We start from the raw sequence: 23460 nt of genomic DNA, 5'->3' as shown, positions 1-23460 counted from the left end.
CATGCCGGTTCGAACTCCGGTCACAGCCGACGCACTGGTTGCAGCGGACGGCCCGCAGCAGCGCCGCGCCATCGCCAAGGCCATCACGCTGCTCGAATCCACGCGCCCCGACCATCGCGCGCAGGCCGACGAGCTGCTCACCGCGTTGCTGCCGCACACCGGAAAATCCTTCCGGCTCGGCATCTCCGGCGTGCCCGGCGTCGGCAAGTCGACCTTCATCGAGACGCTGGGCCTCTACCTGATCGGCCAGGGCCATCGCGTCGCGGTGCTCACGATCGATCCTTCGTCCACGGTGTCGGGCGGTTCCATCCTCGGCGACAAGACGCGCATGGAGAAGCTGTCGGTCCATGAACGCGCCTACATCCGGCCGAGCCCCTCGAGCGGCACGCTGGGCGGCGTGGCCGAGAAGACGCGCGAGGCGATGCTGGTGTGCGAGGCCGCCGGCTATGACATCGTGATCGTCGAGACCGTGGGTGTCGGCCAGAGCGAGACCGCGGTCTCGGGCATGACCGACATGTTCGCGCTGCTGCAGTTGCCCAACGCGGGCGACGACCTGCAGGCGATCAAGAAGGGCGTGATGGAGCTGGCCGACCTGGTCGTCATCAACAAGGCCGACATCGACAAGGATGCGGCGACGCGCGCGCAGGCCCAGATCACTTCGGCGCTGCGGCTCTTCGGCCACCACGGCAATCCGGCCCACGCGCAGGTCATGCACGCGGCCCATGCGGTGCCCGGATCGCCCGAAGCGGAGATCCACTTCTGGCTGCCCAAGGTGATCCAGCTGAGCGCGCTGCTGGGCACCGGCGTCGATGCCTTTTGGGATGCGGTCCTGCAGTTCAAGGCGCTGCAGACCGCCAACGGCAAGCTTGCTGCGCGGCGCGAGAAACAGGCGCTCGCGTGGATGTGGGAACGCATCGACGCGGGACTCAAGCAGGCTTTTCGCCACCATCCGCAGGTGCGCGAGCTGTTGCCGGAGGCCAGCGCCCAGGTGGCGGCCGGCACGCTGCCGGCCTCGACCGCCGCACGCAATCTGCTCGCAGCCCAGGCGGGGCGGGCGCAGTTCAACACTTCCGACGGGACGACATGAAAGAAATCCTCGAACAACTCGAAAAACGGCGCGCCCAGGCGCGGCTCGGCGGCGGCCAGAAGCGCATCGATGCCCAGCATGCCAAGGGCAAGCTGACGGCGCGCGAACGCATCGAGCTCCTGCTCGACGACAACACCTTCGAAGAGTGGGACATGTTCGTGGAGCACCGCTCCAGCGACTTCGGCATGGCCGACAACAAGATCCCGGGCGACGGCGTGGTCACCGGCTACGGCATGATCAACGGCCGCCTGGTCTTCGTCTTCAGCCAGGACTTCACCGTCTTCGGCGGCGCGCTCAGCGAGGCGCATGCCGAGAAGATCTGCAAGGTGATGGACCAGGCCATGAAGGTCGGCGCACCGGTCATCGGCCTCAACGATTCGGGCGGTGCCCGCATCCAGGAGGGCGTGGCCTCGCTGGGCGGCTATGCCGAGGTGTTCCAGCGCAACGTGATGGCGTCCGGCGTGGTGCCGCAGATCAGCATGATCATGGGCCCGTGCGCGGGCGGCGCGGTGTACTCGCCGGCCATGACCGACTTCATCTTCATGGTGCGGGACAGCTCGTACATGTTCGTGACCGGTCCCGATGTCGTGAAGACGGTGACGCACGAGGACGTGACGGCCGAGGAGCTGGGCGGCGCATCGACCCACACCACCAAGAGCGGCGTGGCCGACATGGCTTTCGAGAACGACGTCGAGGCGCTGATGATGCTGCGCCGGCTCTACAACTACCTGCCGCTCAACAACCGCGAGAAGGCGCCGGTGCGCCCGAGCGGCGACCCGGCCGATCGCGCCGACCTGTCGCTCGACACGCTGGTGCCCGACAACCCGAACAAGCCCTACGACATGAAGGAGCTGATCGTGAAGGTGGTCGACGACGGCGAGTTCTTCGAGCTGCAGCCCGACTACGCGAAGAACATCGTGATCGGCTTCGCGCGCATGGAGGGGCAGAGCGTCGGCATCGTCGCCAACCAGCCGCTGGTGCTGGCCGGGTGCCTGGACATCAAGTCCTCGATCAAGGCGGCGCGCTTCGTGCGCTTCTGCGATGCCTTCAACATCCCGGTCGTGACCTTCGTCGACGTGCCGGGCTTCATGCCGGGCACCAGCCAGGAGTACGGCGGCATCATCAAGCATGGCGCGAAGCTGCTCTATGCGTACGCGGAGTGCACGGTGCCGAAGATCACGGTGATCACGCGCAAGGCCTACGGCGGCGCCTACGACGTGATGGCCTCCAAGCATTTGCGCGGCGACGTCAATCTCGCCTGGCCGCGCGCCGAGATCGCGGTGATGGGCGCCAAGGGCGCGGTGGAGATCATCTTCCGCGAGGACAAGAACGACCCCGAGAAGCTGGCCGCGCGCGAAGCCGAATACAAGGCCCGCTTCGCCAATCCCTACGTGGCGGGCACGCGCGGCTACATCGACGATGTGATCCTGCCCAGCGAAACGCGCAAGCGTATCTGCCGCAGCCTGGTGATGCTGCGCGAGAAGAAGCTCGACAACCCGTGGCGCAAGCACGGGAACATTCCGCTGTGAGTTCGGGAGACAACAAGATGTTCAAGAAAATCCTGATTGCGAATCGCGGGGAGATCGCCTGCCGCGTCATCAAAACGGCGAAGAAGATGGGCATCCAGACCGTCGCGGTCTATTCGGATGCAGACAAGGACGCGCGCCATGTCGAGCTGGCCGACGAGGCCGTGCACATCGGCGGCTCGCCCAGCCGCGAGAGTTATCTGCAGGCCGAGCGCATCATCGCCGCCTGCAAGAAGACGGGCGCCGAAGCCGTGCACCCAGGCTACGGCTTCCTGTCGGAGAACGAAGGCTTCGCGAAGAAGGTCGAGGAAGAGGGCATCGTCTTCATCGGACCCAAGCACTACTCGATCGCGGCCATGGGCGACAAGATCGCCTCGAAGAAGCTCGCGAACGAGGCCAAGGTCAACACCATCCCGGGCTGGAACGACGCCATCGAAACGGCCGAGCGCGCCGTCGAGATCGCGCGCGGGGTCGGCTACCCGGTGATGATCAAGGCCTCGGCCGGCGGCGGCGGCAAGGGCCTGCGCGTGGCCTTCAACGACAAGGACGCCTTCGAGGGCTTCACCTCCTGCCGCAACGAGGCGCGCAACAGTTTCGGCGACGACCGGGTGTTCATCGAGAAGTTCGTGGAGGAGCCGCGCCATATCGAGATCCAGGTGCTCGGCGACGCGCACGGCAACGTGATCTACCTCAACGAGCGCGAGTGCTCGATCCAGCGCCGCCACCAGAAGGTGATCGAGGAAGCGCCGTCGCCTTTCATCAGCGAGGCGACGCGCCAGGCCATGGGCGAGCAGGCTGTGGCGCTTGCCAAGGCGGTGAACTACCAGAGCGCGGGCACGGTGGAGTTCGTGGTCGGCAAGGACCAGAGCTTCTACTTCCTCGAGATGAACACGCGGCTGCAGGTGGAGCATCCGGTGACGGAGGCGATCACCGGGCTGGACCTGGTCGAGCTCATGATCCGTGTGGCCGCGGGCGAGAAGCTGCCGCTGGGGCAGGAGGAGGTGCAGCGCAACGGCTGGGCCATCGAGTGCCGAATCAACGCCGAAGATCCGTTCCGCAATTTCCTGCCGTCGACCGGACGGCTGGTGCGCTTCCAGCCGCCGAAGGAGACGCTGTTCGCCGCGGAGCGTCCGGCTTCGAGCGCCTACGGCGGCGTGCGGGTCGACACCGGCGTCTACGACGGCGGCGAGATCCCGATGTTCTACGATTCGATGATCGCCAAGCTGATCGTGCACGGGCGCGACCGCAACCATGCGATCGCGCTGATGCGCGAGGCGCTCAACGGCTTCGTGATCCGCGGCATCGGCAGCAACATCCCGTTCCAGGCCGCACTGCTTGCGCACCCCAAGTTCGTGAGCGGCGAATTCAACACCGGCTTCATCGCCGAGCACTACGGCAAGGGGTTCCACGCCGAGGACGTGCCGCACGAGGATCCGGATTTCCTGGTCGCGCTGGCAGCCTACATGCACCGGCGCTACCGCGCGCGCGCCTCGGGCATCAGCGGGCAGCTCGAGGGGCACGGCGTGAAAGTGGGCGAGCAGTTCGTGGTCGTCGTGCTCGACGCGAAAGGGCAGCACGTGCACACGCCCGTCACGGTCACCGATTTCCAGGGCCGGACCGGCGCCAGCGTGGTCGCGGTGGGCGCCCGCAGCTACAAGATCGACAGCCAGGCGCCGCTCGGCAGCGTCCGTGTCGAGGGCTCGGCCAACAGCCGCGCGTTCACCGCGCAGGTCGAGCGCGGCGCCGGCAAGAATCCGCTGGCGCTGCGCGTTGCGCACAACGGCACGCAGATCGAAGCGATAGTGCTCTCGCCGCTGGGGTCGCGCTTGCTGAAACTCATGCCCTACAAGGCGCCGCCGGATCTCAGCAAGTACCTGATGTCGCCGATGCCGGGTCTCCTGGTCGAGGTCTCGGTGCAGCCGGGCCAGCAGGTGCAGGCCGGCGAGAAGCTCGCGGTCATCGAGGCCATGAAGATGGAGAACGTGCTCTTCGCCACGCAGGACGGCGTGGTCGGCAGCATCTCGGCGGCCAAGGGCGAATCGCTCGCGGTCGATCAAGTGATTTTGGAGTTTGCATGATGGGTATCGGCGATCTTTCGGCGGCGAAGGCCGTCACGCTTCATCGACCGGCCGCCAGGCCGGCGGTGCGCGGCCCGTGGTCGATCGAGGTCGTGCAGGCCTTGCTCGACAAGCCCTTCAACGATCTCCTGTTCGAGGCACAGACCGTGCATCGCGCGCACTTCCCCGAAGGCGATATCGAGCTGGCCACGCTGCTGTCGGTCAAGACCGGCGGCTGCCCGGAGAACTGCGGCTATTGCCCGCAGTCCGCCGAATTCGACACCGGCGTGAAGGCGCAGAAGCTGATGGAGGTCGACGAGGTCGTGCGCGCTGCCCAGGCGGCCAGGGAGGCCGGCGCCACGCGCTTTTGCATGGGCGCTGCCTGGCGCGCGCCCAAGGACCGAGACGTCGAGAAGGTGGCGGTGCTGGTGGAAGCAGTCAAGGCCCTGGGCCTGCAGACCTGCGCCACGCTGGGCATGCTCGAGCCGCAGCATGCGAAGCAGCTCAAGGCCGCGGGCCTGGACTACTACAACCACAACCTCGACACGGCGCCCGAGTACTACGGCGACATCGTCGACACGCGCACCTACCAGGACCGGCTCGACACGCTCGCCCATGTGCGCGCCGCCGGCATCAACGTGTGCTGCGGGGGCATCGTCGGCATGGGCGAGACGTCGGTGCACCGTGCGGGGCTGATCGCGCAGCTGGCCAACCTCGACCCCTACCCCGAGTCGGTGCCGATCAACAGCCTGGTGCGCGTGCCCGGCACGCCGCTGGCCGATGCCGACCCCATCGACCCGCTGGATTTCGTGCGCATGATCGCCGTGGCCCGCATCACGATGCCCAAGGCGCGCGTGCGGCTCTCGGCCGGCCGGCAGCAGCTGGGCGAGGCCGTGCAGGCGCTGTGCTTCCTTGCCGGCGCCAACTCGATCTTCTATGGCGACAAGCTGCTGGTGACCGGCAACCCGGACGTGGAGGCCGACGTGCAGCTGCTGCGCAAGCTGGGGCTCGAGGCGCGGCGGACCAGCGAACAAGGAGCATGCGCATGAACCGTCCTTTCAAGGTGCTCGGCGTCCAGCAGATCGCGATCGGCGGACCCGACAAGACACGGCTGCAGAAGCTGTGGGTCGAAATGCTCGGCCTCCAAGTGACCGGTACCTTCAAGAGCGAGCGCGAGAACGTCGATGAAGACATCTGCGTGATCGGCAGCGGGCCCTTCAAGGTCGAGGTCGACCTGATGCAGCCGCTCGATCCCGAGAGGAAGCCGGCCGTCCATGCCACGCCGCTCAACCACGTGGGCCTGTGGATCGACGATCTGCCGGCCGCCGTCGGATGGCTCGGCGCCCAGGGCGTGCGCTTCGCGCCGGGCGGCATCCGCAAGGGCGCGGCCGGTTTCGACATCTGTTTTCTGCACCCCAAGGGCAACGAGGAGCTCCCGATCGCGGGCGAAGGCGTGCTGATCGAACTCGTGCAGGCGCCGCCGGACGTGGTAGCGGCGTTCTCGGCCCTGGCAGCAGGCTGAGCGTTCAAGCGGCTACGCAGGGCAGCAGCGGGTCGAGGATCAGGTTTTCTTGCCGTCGGCGCGCGTCGCGGCCGTAGCGCGCGCGCGTGCCAGGGCGGCTTCGATCACGGCACGCTTGCGGTCCGGCGCAGCTTCGGGCGCCTTGGCGGCGCGGGGTTGGTCGCGCTTCTCGCGCCGCTTGCCGTGCGCTTCGTAGCGCTTGCGTGCCTCGTCGGCCTGCGCCTGCGACCAGGCTTGCCAGCCGCTCTTGCCCGGCGTCGCCACTTCGAGCGAAATGCAGTCGACCGGGCAGACTGGAATGCAGAGCTCGCAGCCGGTGCAATGCGCTTCGATCACTGTATGCATGCGCTTGTGGATGCCGAGGATCGCATCGGTCGGGCAGGCATCGAGGCACAGCGTGCAGCCGATGCACCAGGCTTCGTCGATCACGGCCAGGGCGCGGGGGCCTTCGCTGCCGAACTGCGGGTCGATCGGTCGCACCGGCTGGCCGGTGAGTTGTGACAGCCGCGCCACGCCTTCGGCGCCGCCCGGCGGGCACTGGTCGATGCCGGCACCGCCTTCTACGATGGCTTGTGCGTACCCTGCGCAATCGGGATAGCCGCAGCGCGTGCACTGCGTTTGGGGCAGTGCGTCGAGGATGCGTGCGGCCAGCGCGTTCACGGCCCCGCTGTCGTCAACGGGCAGCGCCGCGCGTTCGCCGCACCGGTGCGGACTTGCGCGCGACGGCAGGGCGCTTGGCCGCCGCAGCGACCTTGACCGTGTCTTCCGCCGTCACGATGGAAGGACCGGCGCGCTTTTGCGGCTTGTCGTGCGCGGCAATGAAGGCCTTCACTTCGGGGTAGACCCGTTCGCGCCAGCGGCGGCCGCTGAAGATGCCGTAGTGGCCAGCGCCCTTGACTTCGTAGTGCTGCTGGTGATCAGGCGTGATGCCGGTGCAGAGGTCGTGGGCGGCGCGGGTCTGGCCGGAGCCCGAAATGTCATCCAGTTCGCCTTCGATGGTCAGGAGGCCGGTCGAATGGATGTCTTGCGGGCGTACGCGCTCGAGCACGCCTTCGGGGTTCTTCACTTCCCAGGTGCCGTTGACGAGCTCGAACTTCTGGAACACGGTGCGGATGGTGTCGAGGTAGTAGTCCGCATCCATGTCGAGCACGGCGTTGTACTCGTCATAGAACTTGCGGTGCGCTTCGGCGCTCGCGTCGTCGCCCTTGATCAGGTCCTTGAAATAGTCGTAGTGGCTGGTTGCATGGCGATCCGGATTCATTGCGACGAAGCCGGTGTGCTGCAGGAAGCCCGGGTACACGCGGCGGCCGACGCCCGGAAAGCCCTGCGGCACCCGATAGATCACGTTGTTCTCGAACCACTCGTAGCTCTTGTTCATCGCCAGGTTGTTGACGGCGGTGGGCGACTTGCGGGCATCGATGGGGCCGCCCATCATGGTCAACGACAGCGGGACCTTCTCGCCGCGGCTGGACATCAGCGACACCGCCGCCAGCACCGGCACCGTGGGCTGGCAGACGCTGATCACGTGGCAGTGGCCGTACTCGGCCTCCAGGTGGCGGATGAACTCCTGCACATAGTTGATGTAGTCGTCGAGGTGGAATTCGCCCTCGGACAGAGGGACCAGGCGGGCGTTGACCCAGTCGGTGACGTAGACCTTGTGGTCCTGCAGCAAGGTGCGCACCGTGTCGCGCAACAGCGTTGCGTAGTGCCCCGACAACGGCGCCACGATCAGCACCACGGGCTGGCCCTTGAGCGTCTGCAGGGTGTGGGGCTCGTCGGTAAAGCGCTTGAAGCGCCGCAGCTGGCAGAAGGGCTTCTCGATCTCGACGACTTCCTGGATCACGACATCATCGCCGTCCACCTTCACGGTCTTGATGTCGAACTCGGGCTTCTCGTAGTCCTTGCCCAGGCGGTAGAGGAGGTCGTAGCCTGCAGCCATGCGCTGCGACAGCGGCGTCTGGCCGAAGACGGCGCCTTGGCCGTAGAGCTTGGAGGCAGCCTGCGCGAAGTCGGCAAACGGCTCCATCAGGGAGCGTTGTGCTTCGTAGAGTTGGTACAGCATGAGGTCTGCGTCGTTAGGGGATGTTGCAATGCAATATATCAGCGGCGCAGACCAAATGCGCTAGGCACAAACACCCAATTGGTCTGGCCAATTTGTATCAGACGACCTTGGCGATGCTCTGGCAGACGTAGTCGATGTTCTTGCTGTTGAGCGCGGCCACGCACATGCGGCCGGTGTCGGTGCCGTAGACGCCGAACTCTTCGCGCAAGCGCACCATCTGGTCCTTGCTGAGGCCCGAATAGCTGAACATGCCAATCTGCGTGGTGATGAAGCTCATGTCTTCCTTGACGCCGGCGGCCTTGAGGCCGTCGACCAGCTTCTGGCGCATCGCCTTGATGCGTACGCGCATCTCGCCGAGTTCCTTTTCCCACAGTGCGCGCAGCTCCGGCGTGCCGAGCACCGTCGCGACCACGGCGCCGCCGTGCGTCGGCGGGTTGCTGTAGTTGGTGCGGATCGCGATCTTGAGCTGGCTCAGCACGCGCGCGGCCTCTTCCTTGCTCTCGCACAGCACCGACAGGGCGCCGACGCGTTCGCCATAGAGGCTGAAGCTCTTGGAGAAGGAGGTCGAGACGAAGAAGTCCAGGCCGGCGGCGACGAACTTGCCGATGGCGGCGCCGTCCTCCTGGATGCCGTAGCCGAAGCCTTGGTAGGCCATGTCGAGGAAGGCCACCAGCTTCCTCGACTTGACGGCCTCGACCACCTGGTCCCACTGGGCCGCAGTGATGTCGTAGCCGGTCGGGTTGTGGCAGCAGGCGTGCAGCACGACGATGGTGCCGGCCGGCGCGGCGTTCAGCGCGGCCAGCATGCCGTCGAAGTCGATGCCGTGCTTGGCGGCGTCGTAGTAGGGATAGCTTTCGACCGGGAAGCCGGCGTTGGTGAACAGCGCGCGGTGGTTTTCCCAGCTCGGGTCGCTGATCAGCACCTTGGCATTGGGGTTGAGCTTCTTGAGGAAGTCGGCGCCGACCTTGAGGCCGCCGGTTCCGCCGATGCCCTGGATGGTCGCGACGCGGCCGGACTTCACGGGCTCGCTGTCGGCACCGAACACCAGGCCCTTCACGGCGTTGTCATACGCCGCGATGCCGTCGATCGGCAGGTAGCCGCGCGCGGTCGGCGTCTTGGTCATGCTCTGTTCGACCGCCTGCACGCACTGGAGCAGGGGCAGCTTGCCGTTGTCGTCGTAGTAGACGCCGACGCCGAGATTGACCTTGTTGGGATTGCTGTCGGCGGCGAATTGCTCGTTGAGGCCCAGGATCGGGTCGCGCGGCGCCATCTCGACGGCGGTGAACATTGACATGGAAAAGTCCTTTGGGGGGTGATCGATGCACGGAACGCCGGATCAGCGTTTAAGCTTTCCGGTTGCCTTGAATTTTACCGGCCGCGCCACCAACTCCCAGGGTCCACGCCATGCCAGAAACCACCGAAGTCATTCCCGAGCCGCAACACGCCGATTCCGTCGGTCCTGTGAAGCAGGGCGAATTCATCAAGTTCCCCGGTTCGCCCTTCGAGCTCTACCAGCCGTATCCGCCTGCCGGCGATCAGCCGAACGCGATTGCCGGCCTGGTCGAGGGCGTGCAGGACGGCGAGGTGTTCCAGACCCTGCTCGGCGTCACCGGATCGGGCAAGACCTTCACCATGGCCAACGTGATCGCCCGCCTCGGCCGGCCGGCCATCGTGTTCGCGCCCAACAAGACGCTGGCTGCGCAGCTCTACAGCGAGTTCCGCGAGTTCTTTCCGAAGAACGCGGTCGAGTACTTCGTGAGCTATTACGACTACTACCAGCCCGAGGCCTATGTGCCGCAGCGCGACCTGTTCATCGAGAAGGACAGTTCGATCAACGAGCACATCGAGCAGATGCGGCTGTCGGCCACCAAGAGCGTGCTGGAGCGGCGCGACACCGTGATCGTGGCCACGGTGAGCGCGATCTACGGCATCGGCACGCCCGAGGACTACACGCAGATGCGCTTCATCATGCGCACCGGCGACAAGATCGGCCAGCGCGACGTGATCGGCCGGCTGATCCGCATGCAGTACACGCGCAACGAGCAGGATTTTTCGCGCGGCACCTTCCGCGTGCGCGGCGACACCATCGACGTGTTCCCGGCCGAGCACAGCGAGCTGGCGATCCGCATCGAGCTGTTCGACGACGAGATCGAGACGCTGCAGCTCTTCGACCCGCTCACGGGGCGCATCCGGCAGAAGATCCCCCGCTTCACGGTGTATCCGTCGAGCCACTACGTGACGCCGCGCGACAAGGTGCTGAGCGCGGTCGAGACCATCAAGATCGAGCTCGACGCGCGGCTCAAGGAATTCGTGAGCCAAGGCAAGCTGGTCGAGGCGCAGCGCCTCGAGCAGCGCACGCGCTTCGATCTCGAAATGCTGGCCGAGATCGGCCATTGCAAGGGCATCGAGAACTACACGCGGCACCTCTCGGGCGCCGCGCCGGGCGAGCCGCCCGCGACGCTGACCGACTACCTGCCGAAGGACGCGCTGATGTTCCTCGACGAGAGCCACCAGATGATCGGCCAGCTGGGCGGCATGTACAACGGCGACCGCGCTCGGAAGACGACGCTGGTCGAGTACGGCTTCCGCCTGCCGTCCGCGCTGGACAACCGGCCGCTCAAGTTCGACGAGTTCGAAACGCGCATGCGGCAGTGCATCTTCGTCTCCGCCACGCCGGCGCAGTACGAGAAGGACAACGCCGGCAACGTGGTCGAGCAGCTGGTGCGGCCGACCGGCCTGATCGACCCCGAGGTCGAGGTCCGGCCCGCCACCCACCAGGTGGACGACGTGCTGCAGGAAATCCGCTTGCGCGTCGAGAAAAACGAGCGCGTGCTGATCACGACGCTGACCAAGCGCATGGCCGAGCAGTTGACCGATTACCTGGGCGACAACGGCGTCAAGGTGCGGTACCTCCACAGCGACGTCGACACGGTGGAGCGCGTCGAGATCCTGCGCGATCTGCGTCTCGGGGCCTTCGACGTGCTGGTGGGCATCAACCTGCTGCGCGAAGGCCTCGATATCCCCGAGGTGTCGCTGGTGGCGATCCTCGATGCCGACAAGGAAGGGTTTCTTCGCGCCGAGCGGTCGTTGATCCAGACCATCGGCCGGGCGGCGCGCAATCTGAACGGCAAGGCCATCCTCTATGCCGACCGCACGACCGACTCGATGGCCAAAGCCATCGGCGAGACCGAGCGGCGCCGCGCCCGGCAGATCGCCCACAACGAGGCCCACGGCATCACGCCGCGCAGCATCGTGAAACAGGTGCGCGACCTGATCGACGGCGTCTACAGCGAAAAATCGACCAAGGAGGCCGCCAAGCGCGATCTCGAGCGCGCGAAGGTCGAGGACATGTCCGAAAAGGATGTTGCACGCGAGATCAAGCGGCTGGAAAAGCTCATGCTGGAACACGCGCGCAACCTCGAGTTCGAGAAGGCCGCGCGGGTGCGCGACCAGCTGGCGTTGCTGCGCGAGCAGGCTTTCGGCGCGCCCGGCAGGGACAACATCGCAATGCCGTCCGCGGGCGAGGCGGGCTCCTGATCGTCATTTGGAGCTTTCAATCGGGTTTACCCGAGCACGCCGGAGGGCCTTCTGCTATACTTGAGCGAAATACTCAAGAAAACGAACTTCGCGATGAAGAACCGGCTCCTACCGACTGGATCACCAGCGGAAAGCGGGCCGGGAAGGGCGGAGACGGCGTCACCGAAGTCCACAACAGCCGCGGTGTCATTTCAACGGTAAGCACTTGAAGGAGCTTGCGATGCGTCTCACTACCAAAGGCCGTTTTGCGGTCACAGCCATGATCGATCTGGCGCTGCGCCAGAACACCGGTCCCGTCACGCTGGCCGCGATCAGCCAGCGGCAGCAGATCTCCCTTTCGTACCTCGAGCAGCTGTTCGGCAAGCTGCGCCGCCATGAGCTGGTCGAGTCGACCCGTGGCCCAGGCGGCGGCTATTCGCTTGGACGGAAGGCAGCCGATATCACCGTGGCCGATATCATTGTTTCCGTCGATGAGCCCATCGATGCCACGCAATGCGGCGGCAAGGAAAACTGCCTGGGCGAAGCCGGCCGTTGCATGACTCATGAGCTGTGGGCCTCGCTGAACCAGCGCATGGTCGAGTTCCTCGATTCCGTCACCCTGCAGAAGCTGGTGGACGACCAGCTCGCCAAGGGCGTGCAGATCGAGAACAAGCCGGCGGTCAAGCGCGCGATCTCGAGCCAGCCGGTGGTCAAGCCGATCCGGGTCAATGCCCCGAACTCGGTGTTCGCACTGGGCAACGCCTTCGCCAAGTCGTGATCCGGGGGCGCCTCGCGGCGCCCGCTCGAGTCCGTTTCGACAAAGATAAACCCCGCCAGCCTAAGCCAGCCATGGACGTCACTCCCCATTTCCCGATCTATCTCGACTACGGCGCGACGACGCCGGTCGATCCGCGCGTCGTCGATGCGATGATTCCCTGGTTGCGCGAGCATTTCGGCAACCCGGCATCGCGCAGCCACGCCTGGGGCTGGGAAGCGGAAGAGGCCGTCGAGAAGGCGCGTGCCGACGTGGCCGACCTGATCGGCGCCGACCCGCGCGAGATCGTCTGGACTTCGGGCGCTACCGAGTCGAACAACCTTGCGCTCAAGGGCGCGGCGCACTTCTACAAGGGCAAGGGCAAGCACCTGATCACGGTCAAGACCGAGCACAAGGCCGTGCTCGACACCATGCGCGAACTCGAGCGCCAGGGCTTCGAAGTGAGCTACCTGGACGTGCAGGAGAACGGCCTGCTGGATCTCGAGGTCTTCAAGGCCGCGGTTCGCCCCGACACCATCCTCGCGAGCGTGATGTTCGTGAACAACGAGATCGGCGTGATCCAGGATGTGGTGACGCTCGGCAACATCTGCCGCGAAAAGGGCGTGATCTTCCACGTCGACGCGGCGCAGGCCACCGGCAAGGTCGAGATCGACGTCAAGAACCTGCCGATCGACCTCATGAGCCTGGCTTCGCACAAGACCTACGGCCCCAAGGGCATCGGCGCGCTGTATGTGCGGCGCAAGCCGCGCGTGCGGCTGGAGGCCCAGATGCACGGCGGCGGTCACGAACGCGGCATGCGCTCCGGCACCTTGCCAACCCACCAGATCGTCGGCATGGGCGAGGCTTTCCGCCTCGCCAAGCTCGAGATGAAGGAAGACATTGCCAAGGCGCGTGCCTTGCAGCAGCGCCTGCTCAACGGCCTTAAGGATGTCGAGCAGGTCTTCATCAACGGCGACCTCGAGCAGCGCGTGCCGCACAACCTCAACATGAGCTTCAACTATGTCGAGGGCGAGTCGCTGATCATGGGCATCAAGGGCCTGGCGGTGTCGAGCGGTTCGGCCTGCACGTCGGCCAGCCTGGAGCCCAGCTACGTGCTGCGCGCACTCGGCCGCAGCGACGAACTCGCGCACAGCAGCCTGCGCATGACGATCGGCCGCTTCACGACCGCGGAAGAAATCGACTACGCGATTTCCACCATCAAGCACAACGTCGCCAAGCTCCGGGAGCTGAGCCCCCTGTGGGAAATGTTCCAGGACGGCATCGACATCAGCACGATCCAGTGGTCGGCGCATTGAACAAGGACTGAGAGGTACACCATGGCATATTCATCCAAGGTCATTGACCACTATGAAAATCCCCGCAACGTCGGCTCCTTCGAAAAGGGCGACGACTCGGTGGGCACGGGCATGGTCGGCGCACCGGCGTGCGGCGACGTCATGAAGCTGCAGATCAAGGTCAACCCCGAAACCGGCGTGATCGAAGACGCGCGCTTCAAGACCTATGGTTGCGGCTCGGCGATCGCGTCCTCTTCCCTCGTGACCGAATGGGTCAAGGGCAAGACGCTCGACGAAGCGGCCGCGCTGAAGAACGCGCAGATCGCCGAAGAGCTGGCGCTGCCGCCGGTCAAGATCCACTGCTCGATCCTCGCCGAAGACGCGATCAAGGCGGCCGTCAGCGACTACAAGGCCAAGCACGGTGCTGCCGTGGCAAGCACGGAAGCCGTCCACTGACATGGCTGTGACCCTGACCGAAGCTGCCGCGCGTCACGTCACCCGCTACCTCGGGAAGCGAGGCAAGGGCGTGGGCGTGCGGCTGGGCGTCAAGACGACGGGTTGCTCGGGCCTGGCCTACAAGCTCGAGTACGTGGACGAACTGGCGCCTGAAGACGTGGTGTTCGAAGACCATGGCGTGAAAGTGCTGGTCGACCCCAAGAGCCTGGCCTACATCGACGGCACGCAGCTGGATTTCGTGCGGGAAGGCCTCAATGAGGGCTTCAAGTTCAACAACCCGAACGAACGCGACCGCTGCGGCTGCGGCGAGAGCTTCCGCATCTGATTTCCGACCGGCTTCGCGCCCGAGCCGCCACCATGTCATGTGCTGGCGGCTTTTTAATGAGCATGTACCCCCACGTTCCGCACTGCGTGTCCTCTCTGCCCCCGGAGGGGGCGCAGGCCGTCCTCGGGGCTGCCCGGCGGACTGCCTGATGAACCTGAACGACACTGATTTCGAACTTTTTGCCGTGCCGGCCCGCTTTGCGCAGGACCGTGCTGCGCTGGACGCGCGCTGGAAGGAACTGCAGCGCGAGGCGCACCCCGACCGATTTGCGGCCCAGGGTGCTGCGGCACAGCGTGTCGCGATGCAGTGGTCGGTGCGCATCAACGAGGCCTACCAGCGGCTCAAGGACCCGATCAGGCGGGCGAGCTATTTGTGCGCGCTGAACGGCTCCCCCATCGATGCCGAGAAGAACACGGCGATGCCCTCGGATTTTCTCCATCAGCAGATGGAATGGCGGGAGGAGCTCGATGACGCGCGCGACGCCGCCGCGCTCGACAAGTTGCGTGCAGAGGTCGAGGCCGGCCGCGCTCGGGCGCTGTCTTCGCTCGACTGGCTGATCGACGAGAAAGGCGACTACCCCGGCGCGGCGCGCCAGGTGAGAGCCCTCATGTTCATAGAGCGCTTTGGCGAGGACATCGAAGCCAAGTCCGAGCAGTGGGGACAATAGCGGCATGAATTGCCCCCACGCTCACCACTTCGTGTATTCGCTGCCCCCCGAGGGGGCGCAGGCCCCCCTTGGGGCGGCCCGGCGGGAGGCCTGATGGCATTGCTCCAGATTTCCGAACCCGGCCAGGCGCCGGATCCGCACCAGCGCCGCATCGCGGTCGGCATCGACCTCGGCACCACGCATTCGCTGGTTGCGGCGGTGCGCAGCGGTGTGGCCGAATGCTTGCCCGACGCCGAAGGCCGCGTGGTGCTGCCGTCGGCCGTGCGCTACCTTGACAAGGAGCACCGCCAGATCGGCTTCGACGCGCTCGCCGCGCGTGCCGTCGACCCGGCCAACGTCATCACCTCGGTCAAGCGCCTCATGGGACGCGGCGTGCAGGACATCGTCAACCGCGATGCCATGGCCTACCGCCTGAGCGGCGATGGGGGCATGGTGAAGGTGCAGACCGTGGCGGGCGAGAAGTCGCCGGTCGAGGTGAGCGCCGAAATCCTCGCGACCTTGCGCTACCGGGCCGAAGACACCTTCGACGACGAGCTCTACGGCGCCGTGATCACCGTGCCCGCGTACTTCGACGAGGGCCAGCGCCAAGCCACCAAAGATGCAGCCCAGCTCGCCGGGCTCAATGTATTGCGCCTGATCAGCGAGCCCACGGCGGCCGCGATCGCCTACGGCCTGGACAACGCGAGCGAGGGCCTCTACGCGGTTTACGACCTCGGCGGCGGCACCTTCGACATCTCGATCCTGAGGCTCACGCAGGGCGTGTTCGAGGTCATCGCCACCGGCGGCGATTCGGCGCTCGGCGGCGACGACTACGACCATGCGCTGGCCGACCTCGTGCTGGCGCAAGCCGGACTCGAGGCGCAGAGCGACATCGACAAGGCAGTGCTGCTGGTCGCCGCGCGGGCCGTGAAGGAGGCGTTGTCGACTGCCGAATCCGCCACTTTCGCGGCGGACCTGGCAAGTACCCCGCTGCGGGTCGAAATCCGGCGCGAGCAGTTCGAAGCGGCCACCGCCAGCCTCACCGCACGCACCATCGCGGCGGTGCGCAAGGCCTTGCGCGACGCCCGGCTCCAGTCGGGCGAGTTGCAGGGCATCGTGCTGGTCGGCGGCGCCACGCGCATGCCGCAGATTCGACGTGCCGTCGCCGAATTCTTCGGCCGCGAGCCGCTGATCAACCTGAACCCCGACGAAGTCGTCGCGCTCGGCGCCGCGATCCAGGCCAACCAGCTCGCCGGCAACGGCGGCGCCGACGACTTGCTGCTGCTCGACGTGATTCCGCTCTCGCTCGGGATCGAGACCATGGGCGGGCTGGTCGAGCGCATCGTCCCGCGCAACCAGACCATCCCGACGGCCATGGCGCAGGACTTCACGACCTACCAGGACGGCCAGACCGCGCTGGCGCTGCACGTGGTGCAGGGCGAGCGCGACCTGGTGGCCGATTGCCGCAGCCTGGCGCGCTTCGAATTGCGCGGCATTCCGCCGATGGCCGCCGGCGCCGCGCGCATCCGCGTCACCTTCACCGTCGATGCCGACGGGCTGCTCAGCGTGAGTGCGAAGGAGCAGGGCAGCGGCGTGGAAGCGAGCGTCACGGTCAAGCCGTCCTACGGACTTTCCGACGACCAGATCGCATTCATGCTGCAGGAAAGCTTTTCGACCGCCGAGCAAGACATGCAGGCGCGTGCACTGGTCGAGGCGCGCGTCGATGCCGACCGCATGCTGCTCGCCACGCAGAGCGCGCTGAACGCTGACGGCGACCTTCTGAGCGCCGAGGAGCGTGAAGCGATCGAAGCGCTGATGGCCGCGCTGCGCGAGGCCCGAAGAGCCGATGACGCGGCGGTCGTCGAAGCCGCGACCAAGGCATTGGCGGATGGCACCGAAGCCTTCGCTGCCGAGCGCATGAACGCGGGCATTGCGCGTGCGCTCTCGGGCCGTCAGATCGAATCTCTCTAGAACCTCAATGCCCACGATCAAGATCCTTCCCCATTCCGAATACTGCCCGCAAGGCGCCGAGATCAGCGCGCCGGCCGGCACCTCGATCTGCGAGGCGCTGCTGGAGAACCACATCAATATCGAGCACGCCTGCGAGATGAGCTGCGCCTGCACCACCTGCCACGTCGTGGTGCGCAAGGGGCTCGAATCGCTGAATGAGGCGGAAGAGGGCGAGGAAGACCTGCTCGACCGCGCCTGGGGCCTCGAGCCGCAGTCGCGGCTGAGCTGCCAGGCGATACTGGCGCAGACCGATCTGACGGTCGAGATTCCGAAATATTCGATCAACCACGCCAAGGAAAATCACTGATGTCGCGCCAGATCGTCCTGGACACCGAAACAACGGGACTTTCGGCAGAGAACGGCGACAGGGTCATCGAGCTCGGCTGCGTCGAGCTGTTCAATCGCAAGCTCACCGGCAACGACCTGCACATCTACTTCAATCCGGAGCGCGAGAGCCACGAAGACGCGCTCAAGGTGCACGGGCTGACGACCGACTTCCTGCGCGACAAGCCGAAGTTCGCCACGCTCGCGAACGACATCGTCGAGTACCTGCGTGATGCCGAGCTGATCATCCACAACGCGGCCTTCGACGTCGGCTTCCTCAACAAGGAATTCGAGCTTGCCGGCCTGCCGCCGCTGCGCAGTTTCGTCGGCGAGGTCACCGATACGCTGGCGATGGCGAAGGCGGTCTATCCCGGCAAGCGCAATTCGCTGGACGCGCTGTGCGACCGTTTCGGCGTCGACCGCTCGAACCGCACCTTCCACGGCGCCAAGCTGGATGCCCAGTTGCTGGCCGACGTCTATATCAACCTGACGCGTGGCCAGGATGCGCTTCTGATCGACATCGCGTCGAACGAGCCGACCATGGGCGCGGTGGTGATGGTCGACTTGCGCAGCTTCGAGCTGCCGGTGCTGATGGCGACCGAGCACGAACTTTCCGCGCACGAAGAACTGTTGGCGCAGCTAGACAAAGTCAGCAAGGGCCAAACGCTTTTCCGACAAATCGGCGAAAACGCTGTGGCATAATTGCGGGCTTCGCGCCACACGGCACGAAAATCCATCCGGCGCCTAGCGTCGGACATCATTTGATTCGGCGCCGATGGTGTCGAGGGGCGGTTAGCTCAGGGGTAGAGCACAGCATTCACACTGCTGGGGTCGGAGGTTCGAAGCCTCCACCGCCCACCAATTCTTCTTCCTTGTCCTGTTCGTGTCGGCTGGTGCCGACGCGAACTGCGGCTGTGCGCTGGTTGTCGCGGGCCGCAAAGCGCGTAGAACGCGAGGGAAAGGAGAAGCGACCATGGCCACGAGTCCCGATCTTCCGACGCCCATCACCTCCGATCCACCCGACGTGCCGGAGCTTCCGGTCGAGCCGGACGAAGGTCCCGCCACGCCGCCTGGCGGTCCTTCGGATCCCGAAAACCCGTTCCCCGCCCAGCCGGAGTGAACCAGGCGCGCGCGGGCCCGCTAAGCTCGCCGGATGGATGAATTCGATTGCGCCGTCATCGGCGCCGGTGTGGTTGGCCTGGCCGTTGCCCGAGCGCTTGCGCGGAAAGGCCGCGAGGTCATCGTGCTCGAGGCCGAGGGCGCCATCGGCACCGGCACCAGTTCCCGCAACAGCGAGGTGATCCACGCGGGCATCTATTACCAGGAAGGTTCGCTCAAGGCGCGGCTGTGCGTCGAAGGCAAGCAACTGCTCTACGACTATGCGGCCGAGCGTGGCCTGCCGCATCGCCGCTGCGGCAAGCTGATCGTGGCCACGGCGCCGGCGCAGGTCGCGCAGCTGGAGGCCATTGCCGCCAAGGCGCGGGCCAACGGCGTCGACGATCTGGTGCTTCTTTCGCGTGCGCAGGCGCGCGCGATGGAGCCGCAGCTCGAATGCCTGGCCGCCCTGCATTCGCCGAGCACCGGCATCGTCGACAGCCACGCGCTGATGCTGAGCCTGCAGGGCGATCTCGAGCAGGCTGGCGGCGTCGTCGCCCTCAAGTCGGCGGTCGTGCGCGCCGAGTGCGCGGACGGCGCCATCGTCTTGATGGCCCAGGACGGCACCGCCCTGCGCTGCAACAGCGTCGTGAACGCGGCCGGCCTGGCCGCGCCGGCGCTTGCACGGCGCTTCGAAGGCTTGCCCGCGAGCGCGGTACCGCCCGCCCATTTCGCCAAGGGCAGCTACTTCACGCTGGCCGGTCGCGCGCCGTTCAGTCATTTGATCTACCCGGTGCCCGAGGCGGCGGGCCTGGGCGTGCACCTGACGCTCGATCTGGGCGGCCAGGCCAAGTTCGGCCCCGATGTCCAGTGGGTCGACTCGCCGGACGACCTGGTGGTCGATCCGAAGCGCGGCGACGGCTTCTATGCCGAGGTGCGCAAGTATTGGCCGGCGCTGCCCGACGGCGCGCTCATTCCCGGGTACGCCGGCATCCGGCCGAAGATTTCCGGTCCGGGCGAGCCGGCCCGCGATTTCGTGATCGAGGGCCCCGCCGTCCACAGCGTCCCGGGGCTGGTCAATCTGTTCGGCATCGAGTCGCCGGGACTCACTAGCAGCCTCGCGATCGGCCGGCATGTGGGCGCATTGCTGCCGTAGACCCGCGCGGCCATGTACCATGGAACGCCACGCCGCTTGCCGGCGTGAAGCCGCCGGCGCGGTGCCGGTGCAATCCTCGGAGGGAAGATTTCAATGACTGCATCCTCAAATCTCGAAGCGGCTGCCAACGCCGTGGCCGAAGACATTGCCAGCGACGTTCGCGGTGTGCTCGCGAGCAAGGATCTCGACACCTTGCCCCACATCAAGGCCTTGCGCCAGCGCATCGACAGCAAGCTCGCCATCGCCCGCGAGCTCGCGGCGGAGAAGAGCAAGCTCGCCGCCAAGAAGGCGCGTGAAGCGGCCAACACCGCCAATGCCTACGCCCATGACGAGCCGTGGCAAATCGCCGGTGCCGCCTTGGCGGTGGGCGTGCTGGTAGGTTTGCTGCTTGGCCGCCGCTGAGCCTTGCCGATTCGGCCGGCGCGAGGGCCTCGGGGGCCTCGCATGAGGCTGCTGTCCCTGTTCGGGCTGGACGCGCGCCTTCGCCGGTTGCGCATCGCAGCCGGCGAAGGCGCCCTGGCAGCCGAAGATCGTGTCCAGTTGCTGCGGCTGGCATGGGAAGAAGAAAAGCAGCGCCTGCAGCTGATGCTGGTCCTGGTGATCGCGGTGATCGGGCTCACGACGGTGACCGTCGCCTTGCTGTCGGTGGCGGTGGTCGTGCATTTCTGGGAGACGCCGAACCGCGTTGCGGCCGCCTGGGTGGTGGCGGCGATATGGATCGCGCTCTGGCTTGTTGCAGCCGTGGCGTTGATGCGCACCTTGCGCAAGACCTCGGATGCCTTCGACCCGGCACGCCGCGAGTTCGAGCGCGATTGGGAATGGGTTCAAGACCGCTTCGGCCTAGGCGACGAAGGCGAGGCGCCACCGCGTGAACCCAGGCCCCGGAGCCGTGAGGAACTGCTCCAGCGCATCGCGCGCCAGCGCGAGCGCATCGCGACGCTGCAAGGCGAATCGCCGAAGAAGGCCGACGCACCCGCTGCGGACGAGTCTCCCAGCGCCGCAGCGCTGCGGATCGCGCGCGAGCATCCGGTCGCGACCGGTGTCGTGACGGCCGCTGTTGTGGCGGTGCTCGGTCCGCGCCGCGTGCTGCGCTGGGCGGCTGTGGTCGTCCCGGTGCTGTGGCGGATGCGTTGATCCGGATGGCAGCTCAGCCGCTGCGCTTGCGCAGCGCCTGGGCGGCCTGGCGCACCAGCGCCGGTCCCCGGTAGATCAGCCCGGTGTAGATCTGCACGAGATCGGCGCCGGCGGCGATCTTGGCCTCGGCATCGGCGGCGCTCAGGATGCCGCCGACGCCGATGATCGGAAAATCACTGCCCAATGCCGATCGCAACTGACGGATCACTCGGTTGCTCGCTTCCCTGACCGGGGCACCCGAGAGGCCGCCAGCCTCGTTCGCATGCGGCAGGCCCGCTACCGCGTCACGCGCCAGCGTGGTGTTGGTGGCGACGACGCCGTCCATGCCGTGGCGGCGCAGCGTGGCCGCGATCACCCGAACCTGGGCCTCGTCGAGATCCGGCGCGATCTTCACGAACAGCGGAACCCGCTTGCCATGCCGTGCAGCGAGCGCGGCACGCTTGTCCGCCACCGCGCCGAGCAGTGCGTCGAGCGCCTCGTCGCTCTGGAGCGAACGCAGGTTGGCGGTGTTGGGGCTGGAGATGTTGATCGTCACATAGTCGGCATGCGGGTAGACGCCGTCCAGGCCGAACAGGTAGTCGTCCACGGCCCGCTCGATCGGCGTCGCAGCGTTCTTGCCGATGTTGAGCCCCAGCAGCATCGGCCTCTTTGAATCGTTCCGGCGAAAGCGCGCGCGCTGCACGTTGGCAAGGAAAGCGTCGAGCCCTTCGTTGTTGAAGCCGAGCCGGTTGATCAGCGCGTCGCGCTGGGGCAGGCGGAACATGCGCGGCTTCGGATTGCCGGGCTGCGCCTTCGGCGTGACCGTGCCGACCTCGACGAAGCCGAAGCCCATGGCGGCAAAGGCGTCGATACAGCGGGCGTTCTTGTCGAGGCCGGCGGCGAGCCCCACCCGGTTCGGGAACGACAGGCCGGCCAGCGTGCGCCGGTCCTCGACGCGGGGCGCCGCATAGACGCAGGCCAGCGGCGTATTCTGCGTGTGCGCCAGCGCGTCGAGCGTCAGCTCATGGGCGTGCTCGGGATCGAAGCCAAAGAGGAAAGGTCGGGCAAGACCGTAAAGAGAGGTGGGGAGCAGCAGGGACATCGGATAATTCTGGACTTCGTAGCCCCAAGGATTCTCTCCGATGACTTCCCCCGCTTCCGCAACGGCCCTGACCCAGGACGAACTCAAGGCGCAGGTCGGCCGCGCAGCGCTCGCCCACGTGGTGAAGGGAGAGATCGTCGGCGTCGGTACCGGCTCGACAGTGAACAAGTTCATCGACGCGCTGGCAACGATCAAGGGCGACATCCGCGGCGCGGTGTCCAGCTCGGTGGCGTCCACCGAGCGCCTGCATGCGCTGGGCATCCCTGTGTTCGACAGCAACGAGGTCGAGGAGCTGTCCGTCTACATCGACGGCGCCGACGAGATCGACGGCCGCGGCTACATGATCAAGGGCGGTGGCGCCGCGCTCACACGCGAAAAGATCGTTGCCGCCCAGTCCAGGCGCTTCGTCTGCATTGCGGATTCTTCCAAGCGCGTGAATACGCTCGGCGCATTCCCGCTGCCGGTCGAGGTGATCCCGATGGCGGCACAGCGCGTGATACGGCAGTTCGCGCGGCTCGGCGGCATGGCCCAGGTGCGCGAGAAGGACGGCGTGGCGCTGCTCACCGACAACGGCCAGCACATCATCGACGTGACGGGCCTCCGGATCACCGACCCCCTGGGCTTCGAGAGCGAAGTGAATCAATGGCCCGGCGTGGTCACCGTGGGGGTTTTCGCCCACCAGCGGGCCAACGTGTGCCTGTTGGGCACGCCGTCCGGCGTGCAGACGCTTCGCTTCGACTGAGCCGAAAGCCGCTTAGAACTTGATGCCGGCCGGGTTGCTCGGCGTCGGGCCGGGCGCAGCAGCGGGCGGCGGGGGGGCCGATGGCGCAGGCGCAGCAGCACGCTGGGGCTGGGCCGCGGGCGCCGGCTGGACCGCCACCAGCGGCTGGGCCGGCGGATTGCGGTAGCTGGCCGGCAACTGGGCGCTCTTGGGATAGCCGGCCGCATCGAGGTACTGCGACCATTCGGCGTCCGAGAAGCCCTTGAGTTGCTGCGTCCCGATGGTCAGCAGCGGCAGCGAGGCCTGGCCGCTCAAGCGCTGCAGCGCCTCCACGTCCTCGTTGCTCTTGACGGTCCGTTCGTCGAAGGGGATTCCGCGCGTCACCAGCAGCGAGCGTGCCGTGCCGCAAGGCCCGCACTCGTCGCTGGTGTAGAGCGTGACCGGGTAGCGCTGCGCAACCTGCCGCAGCTCGTAGGGCAGGCCGGCGCTGGCACCGGCCGCGCTGCCGCCGCGCGGCGCCGTGGGTTGCGCATTGGCGGCAGGCGGCTGGTCCGAGAAGGTGACCTTGCCGTTCTTGTCGACATGGCGGTAGACCGGCTGCGCCAGGGCGGCGCCGGCGGCAAGCAGCAGGGCGAGGCTTGAAAGATATGTTTTGAGCTTCATCGATGACTTTCGTGATCCGATGGCGCGGAG

The 23460-nt window shown here is 66.4% G+C and carries 24 protein-coding genes and 1 tRNA gene; 20 read left to right on the top strand and 5 right to left on the bottom strand.

Features of this window, described 5'->3' with window-relative positions:
* Position 1: 1 nt before the first annotated feature.
* Genes meaB through AC3A6B_RS07285 form a run of 5 tightly spaced genes read left to right on the top strand, consistent with a single transcriptional unit; the run spans position 2 to position 6192 of the window.
* A complete protein-coding gene (gene meaB, locus AC3A6B_RS07305) occupies positions 2-1087 on the top strand; it encodes a methylmalonyl Co-A mutase-associated GTPase MeaB (RefSeq protein WP_487836072.1) in 1086 nt (361 codons plus the stop codon).
* Complete coding sequence (locus tag AC3A6B_RS07300; protein WP_214697836.1) at positions 1084-2616, top strand: acyl-CoA carboxylase subunit beta; 1533 nt, start codon at positions 1084-1086, stop codon at positions 2614-2616. The genes meaB and AC3A6B_RS07300 overlap by 4 nt, the downstream gene beginning before the upstream one ends.
* Positions 2617-2633: 17 nt before the next feature.
* Positions 2634-4691, top strand: coding sequence for an acetyl-CoA carboxylase biotin carboxylase subunit (locus tag AC3A6B_RS07295; protein WP_487836071.1), 2058 nt, complete (start codon positions 2634-2636; stop codon positions 4689-4691).
* Positions 4691-5719, top strand: a complete 1029-nt coding sequence (gene bioB, locus AC3A6B_RS07290) for a biotin synthase BioB (RefSeq protein ID WP_487836136.1) — start codon at positions 4691-4693, stop codon at positions 5717-5719. The genes AC3A6B_RS07295 and bioB overlap by 1 nt, the downstream gene beginning before the upstream one ends.
* Positions 5716-6192, top strand: a complete 477-nt coding sequence (locus AC3A6B_RS07285; RefSeq protein ID WP_487836070.1) for a VOC family protein — start codon at positions 5716-5718, stop codon at positions 6190-6192. The genes bioB and AC3A6B_RS07285 overlap by 4 nt, the downstream gene beginning before the upstream one ends.
* A 39-nt stretch (positions 6193-6231) precedes the next feature.
* Here AC3A6B_RS07285 and AC3A6B_RS07280 read toward each other — a convergent pair whose 3' ends face one another.
* The 3 genes from AC3A6B_RS07280 to AC3A6B_RS07270 form a co-directional block, all read right to left on the bottom strand.
* Positions 6232-6852, bottom strand: coding sequence for an RnfABCDGE type electron transport complex subunit B (locus AC3A6B_RS07280; RefSeq protein WP_487836069.1), 621 nt, complete (start codon positions 6850-6852; stop codon positions 6232-6234).
* Between the two features lie 13 nt (positions 6853-6865).
* Entirely contained in the window at positions 6866-8254 is a 1389-nt protein-coding gene (locus tag AC3A6B_RS07275) for a polyhydroxyalkanoate depolymerase (protein ID WP_487836068.1), read from the bottom strand.
* A 97-nt stretch (positions 8255-8351) separates the two neighbouring features.
* On the bottom strand, positions 8352-9548 hold the full coding sequence (locus tag AC3A6B_RS07270; protein ID WP_487836067.1) for an amino acid aminotransferase: 1197 nt from the start codon (positions 9546-9548) through the stop codon (positions 8352-8354).
* Between the two features lie 110 nt (positions 9549-9658).
* Here AC3A6B_RS07270 and uvrB point away from each other — a divergent pair, with 110 nt between their 5' ends.
* The 14 genes from uvrB to AC3A6B_RS07200 all read left to right on the top strand — a co-directional run bounded on the left by uvrB (position 9659) and on the right by AC3A6B_RS07200 (position 20965).
* Positions 9659-11791 (top strand): excinuclease ABC subunit UvrB, encoded by a 2133-nt coding sequence (gene uvrB, locus AC3A6B_RS07265; RefSeq protein WP_487836066.1) that lies wholly within the window; start codon positions 9659-9661, stop codon positions 11789-11791.
* Positions 11792-12011: 220 nt separating this feature from the next.
* Positions 12012-12548, top strand: coding sequence for a Fe-S cluster assembly transcriptional regulator IscR (gene iscR / locus AC3A6B_RS07260; RefSeq protein ID WP_126837864.1), 537 nt, complete (start codon positions 12012-12014; stop codon positions 12546-12548).
* Positions 12549-12619: 71 nt separating this feature from the next.
* Complete coding sequence (locus tag AC3A6B_RS07255; RefSeq protein ID WP_487836065.1) at positions 12620-13840, top strand: IscS subfamily cysteine desulfurase; 1221 nt, start codon at positions 12620-12622, stop codon at positions 13838-13840.
* Positions 13841-13861: 21 nt separating this feature from the next.
* A complete protein-coding gene (iscU, locus tag AC3A6B_RS07250; RefSeq protein ID WP_214697843.1) occupies positions 13862-14275 on the top strand; it encodes a Fe-S cluster assembly scaffold IscU in 414 nt (137 codons plus the stop codon).
* A 1-nt stretch (position 14276) separates the two neighbouring features.
* Complete coding sequence (gene iscA / locus AC3A6B_RS07245; RefSeq protein ID WP_026346233.1) at positions 14277-14600, top strand: iron-sulfur cluster assembly protein IscA; 324 nt, start codon at positions 14277-14279, stop codon at positions 14598-14600.
* 148 nt (positions 14601-14748) lie between these two features.
* The gene (hscB, locus tag AC3A6B_RS07240; RefSeq protein ID WP_487836064.1) at positions 14749-15267 is read left to right on the top strand and encodes a Fe-S protein assembly co-chaperone HscB; all 519 of its coding nucleotides are present in this window, start codon (positions 14749-14751) and stop codon (positions 15265-15267) included.
* A 93-nt stretch (positions 15268-15360) separates the two neighbouring features.
* On the top strand, positions 15361-17217 hold the full coding sequence (hscA, locus tag AC3A6B_RS07235) for a Fe-S protein assembly chaperone HscA (protein WP_487836063.1): 1857 nt from the start codon (positions 15361-15363) through the stop codon (positions 17215-17217).
* 7 nt (positions 17218-17224) lie between these two features.
* Positions 17225-17563, top strand: a complete 339-nt coding sequence (fdx, locus tag AC3A6B_RS07230; RefSeq protein ID WP_214697846.1) for an ISC system 2Fe-2S type ferredoxin — start codon at positions 17225-17227, stop codon at positions 17561-17563.
* Entirely contained in the window at positions 17563-18282 is a 720-nt protein-coding gene (gene dnaQ, locus AC3A6B_RS07225) for a DNA polymerase III subunit epsilon (RefSeq protein ID WP_487836062.1), read from the top strand. The genes fdx and dnaQ overlap by 1 nt, the downstream gene beginning before the upstream one ends.
* Positions 18283-18366: 84 nt before the next feature.
* Positions 18367-18441 (top strand) — tRNA-Val (locus AC3A6B_RS07220).
* 112 nt (positions 18442-18553) lie between these two features.
* On the top strand, positions 18554-18700 hold the full coding sequence (locus AC3A6B_RS07215) for a stereocilin (RefSeq protein ID WP_093108166.1): 147 nt from the start codon (positions 18554-18556) through the stop codon (positions 18698-18700).
* A 33-nt stretch (positions 18701-18733) separates the two neighbouring features.
* Positions 18734-19831 carry an NAD(P)/FAD-dependent oxidoreductase gene (locus AC3A6B_RS07210; RefSeq protein WP_487836061.1) on the top strand — a complete coding sequence of 366 codons (1098 nt, stop codon included), beginning with the start codon at positions 18734-18736 and terminating at the stop codon, positions 19829-19831.
* A gap of 93 nt (positions 19832-19924) precedes the next feature.
* Complete coding sequence (locus tag AC3A6B_RS07205) at positions 19925-20233, top strand: glycine zipper domain-containing protein (RefSeq protein WP_126837873.1); 309 nt, start codon at positions 19925-19927, stop codon at positions 20231-20233.
* Between the two features lie 42 nt (positions 20234-20275).
* On the top strand, positions 20276-20965 hold the full coding sequence (locus tag AC3A6B_RS07200) for a phage holin family protein (RefSeq protein ID WP_487836060.1): 690 nt from the start codon (positions 20276-20278) through the stop codon (positions 20963-20965).
* Positions 20966-20978: 13 nt separating this feature from the next.
* Here the strand turns inward: AC3A6B_RS07200 and AC3A6B_RS07195 are convergent, their stop codons facing one another.
* Positions 20979-22046 (bottom strand): quinone-dependent dihydroorotate dehydrogenase, encoded by a 1068-nt coding sequence (locus tag AC3A6B_RS07195; protein WP_487836059.1) that lies wholly within the window; start codon positions 22044-22046, stop codon positions 20979-20981.
* Positions 22047-22086: 40 nt separating this feature from the next.
* Here AC3A6B_RS07195 and rpiA point away from each other — a divergent pair, with 40 nt between their 5' ends.
* Entirely contained in the window at positions 22087-22788 is a 702-nt protein-coding gene (gene rpiA, locus AC3A6B_RS07190) for a ribose-5-phosphate isomerase RpiA (RefSeq protein WP_487836058.1), read from the top strand.
* Between the two features lie 12 nt (positions 22789-22800).
* Here the strand turns inward: rpiA and AC3A6B_RS07185 are convergent, their stop codons facing one another.
* A complete protein-coding gene (locus AC3A6B_RS07185; protein ID WP_487836057.1) occupies positions 22801-23430 on the bottom strand; it encodes a DUF4124 domain-containing protein in 630 nt (209 codons plus the stop codon).
* Positions 23431-23460: the final 30 nt, after the last annotated feature.

The sequence above is a fragment of the Variovorax sp. Soil_C_33 genome, from assembly GCF_057656935.1.
This window is presented reverse-complemented; position numbering and strand designations above follow the sequence as displayed.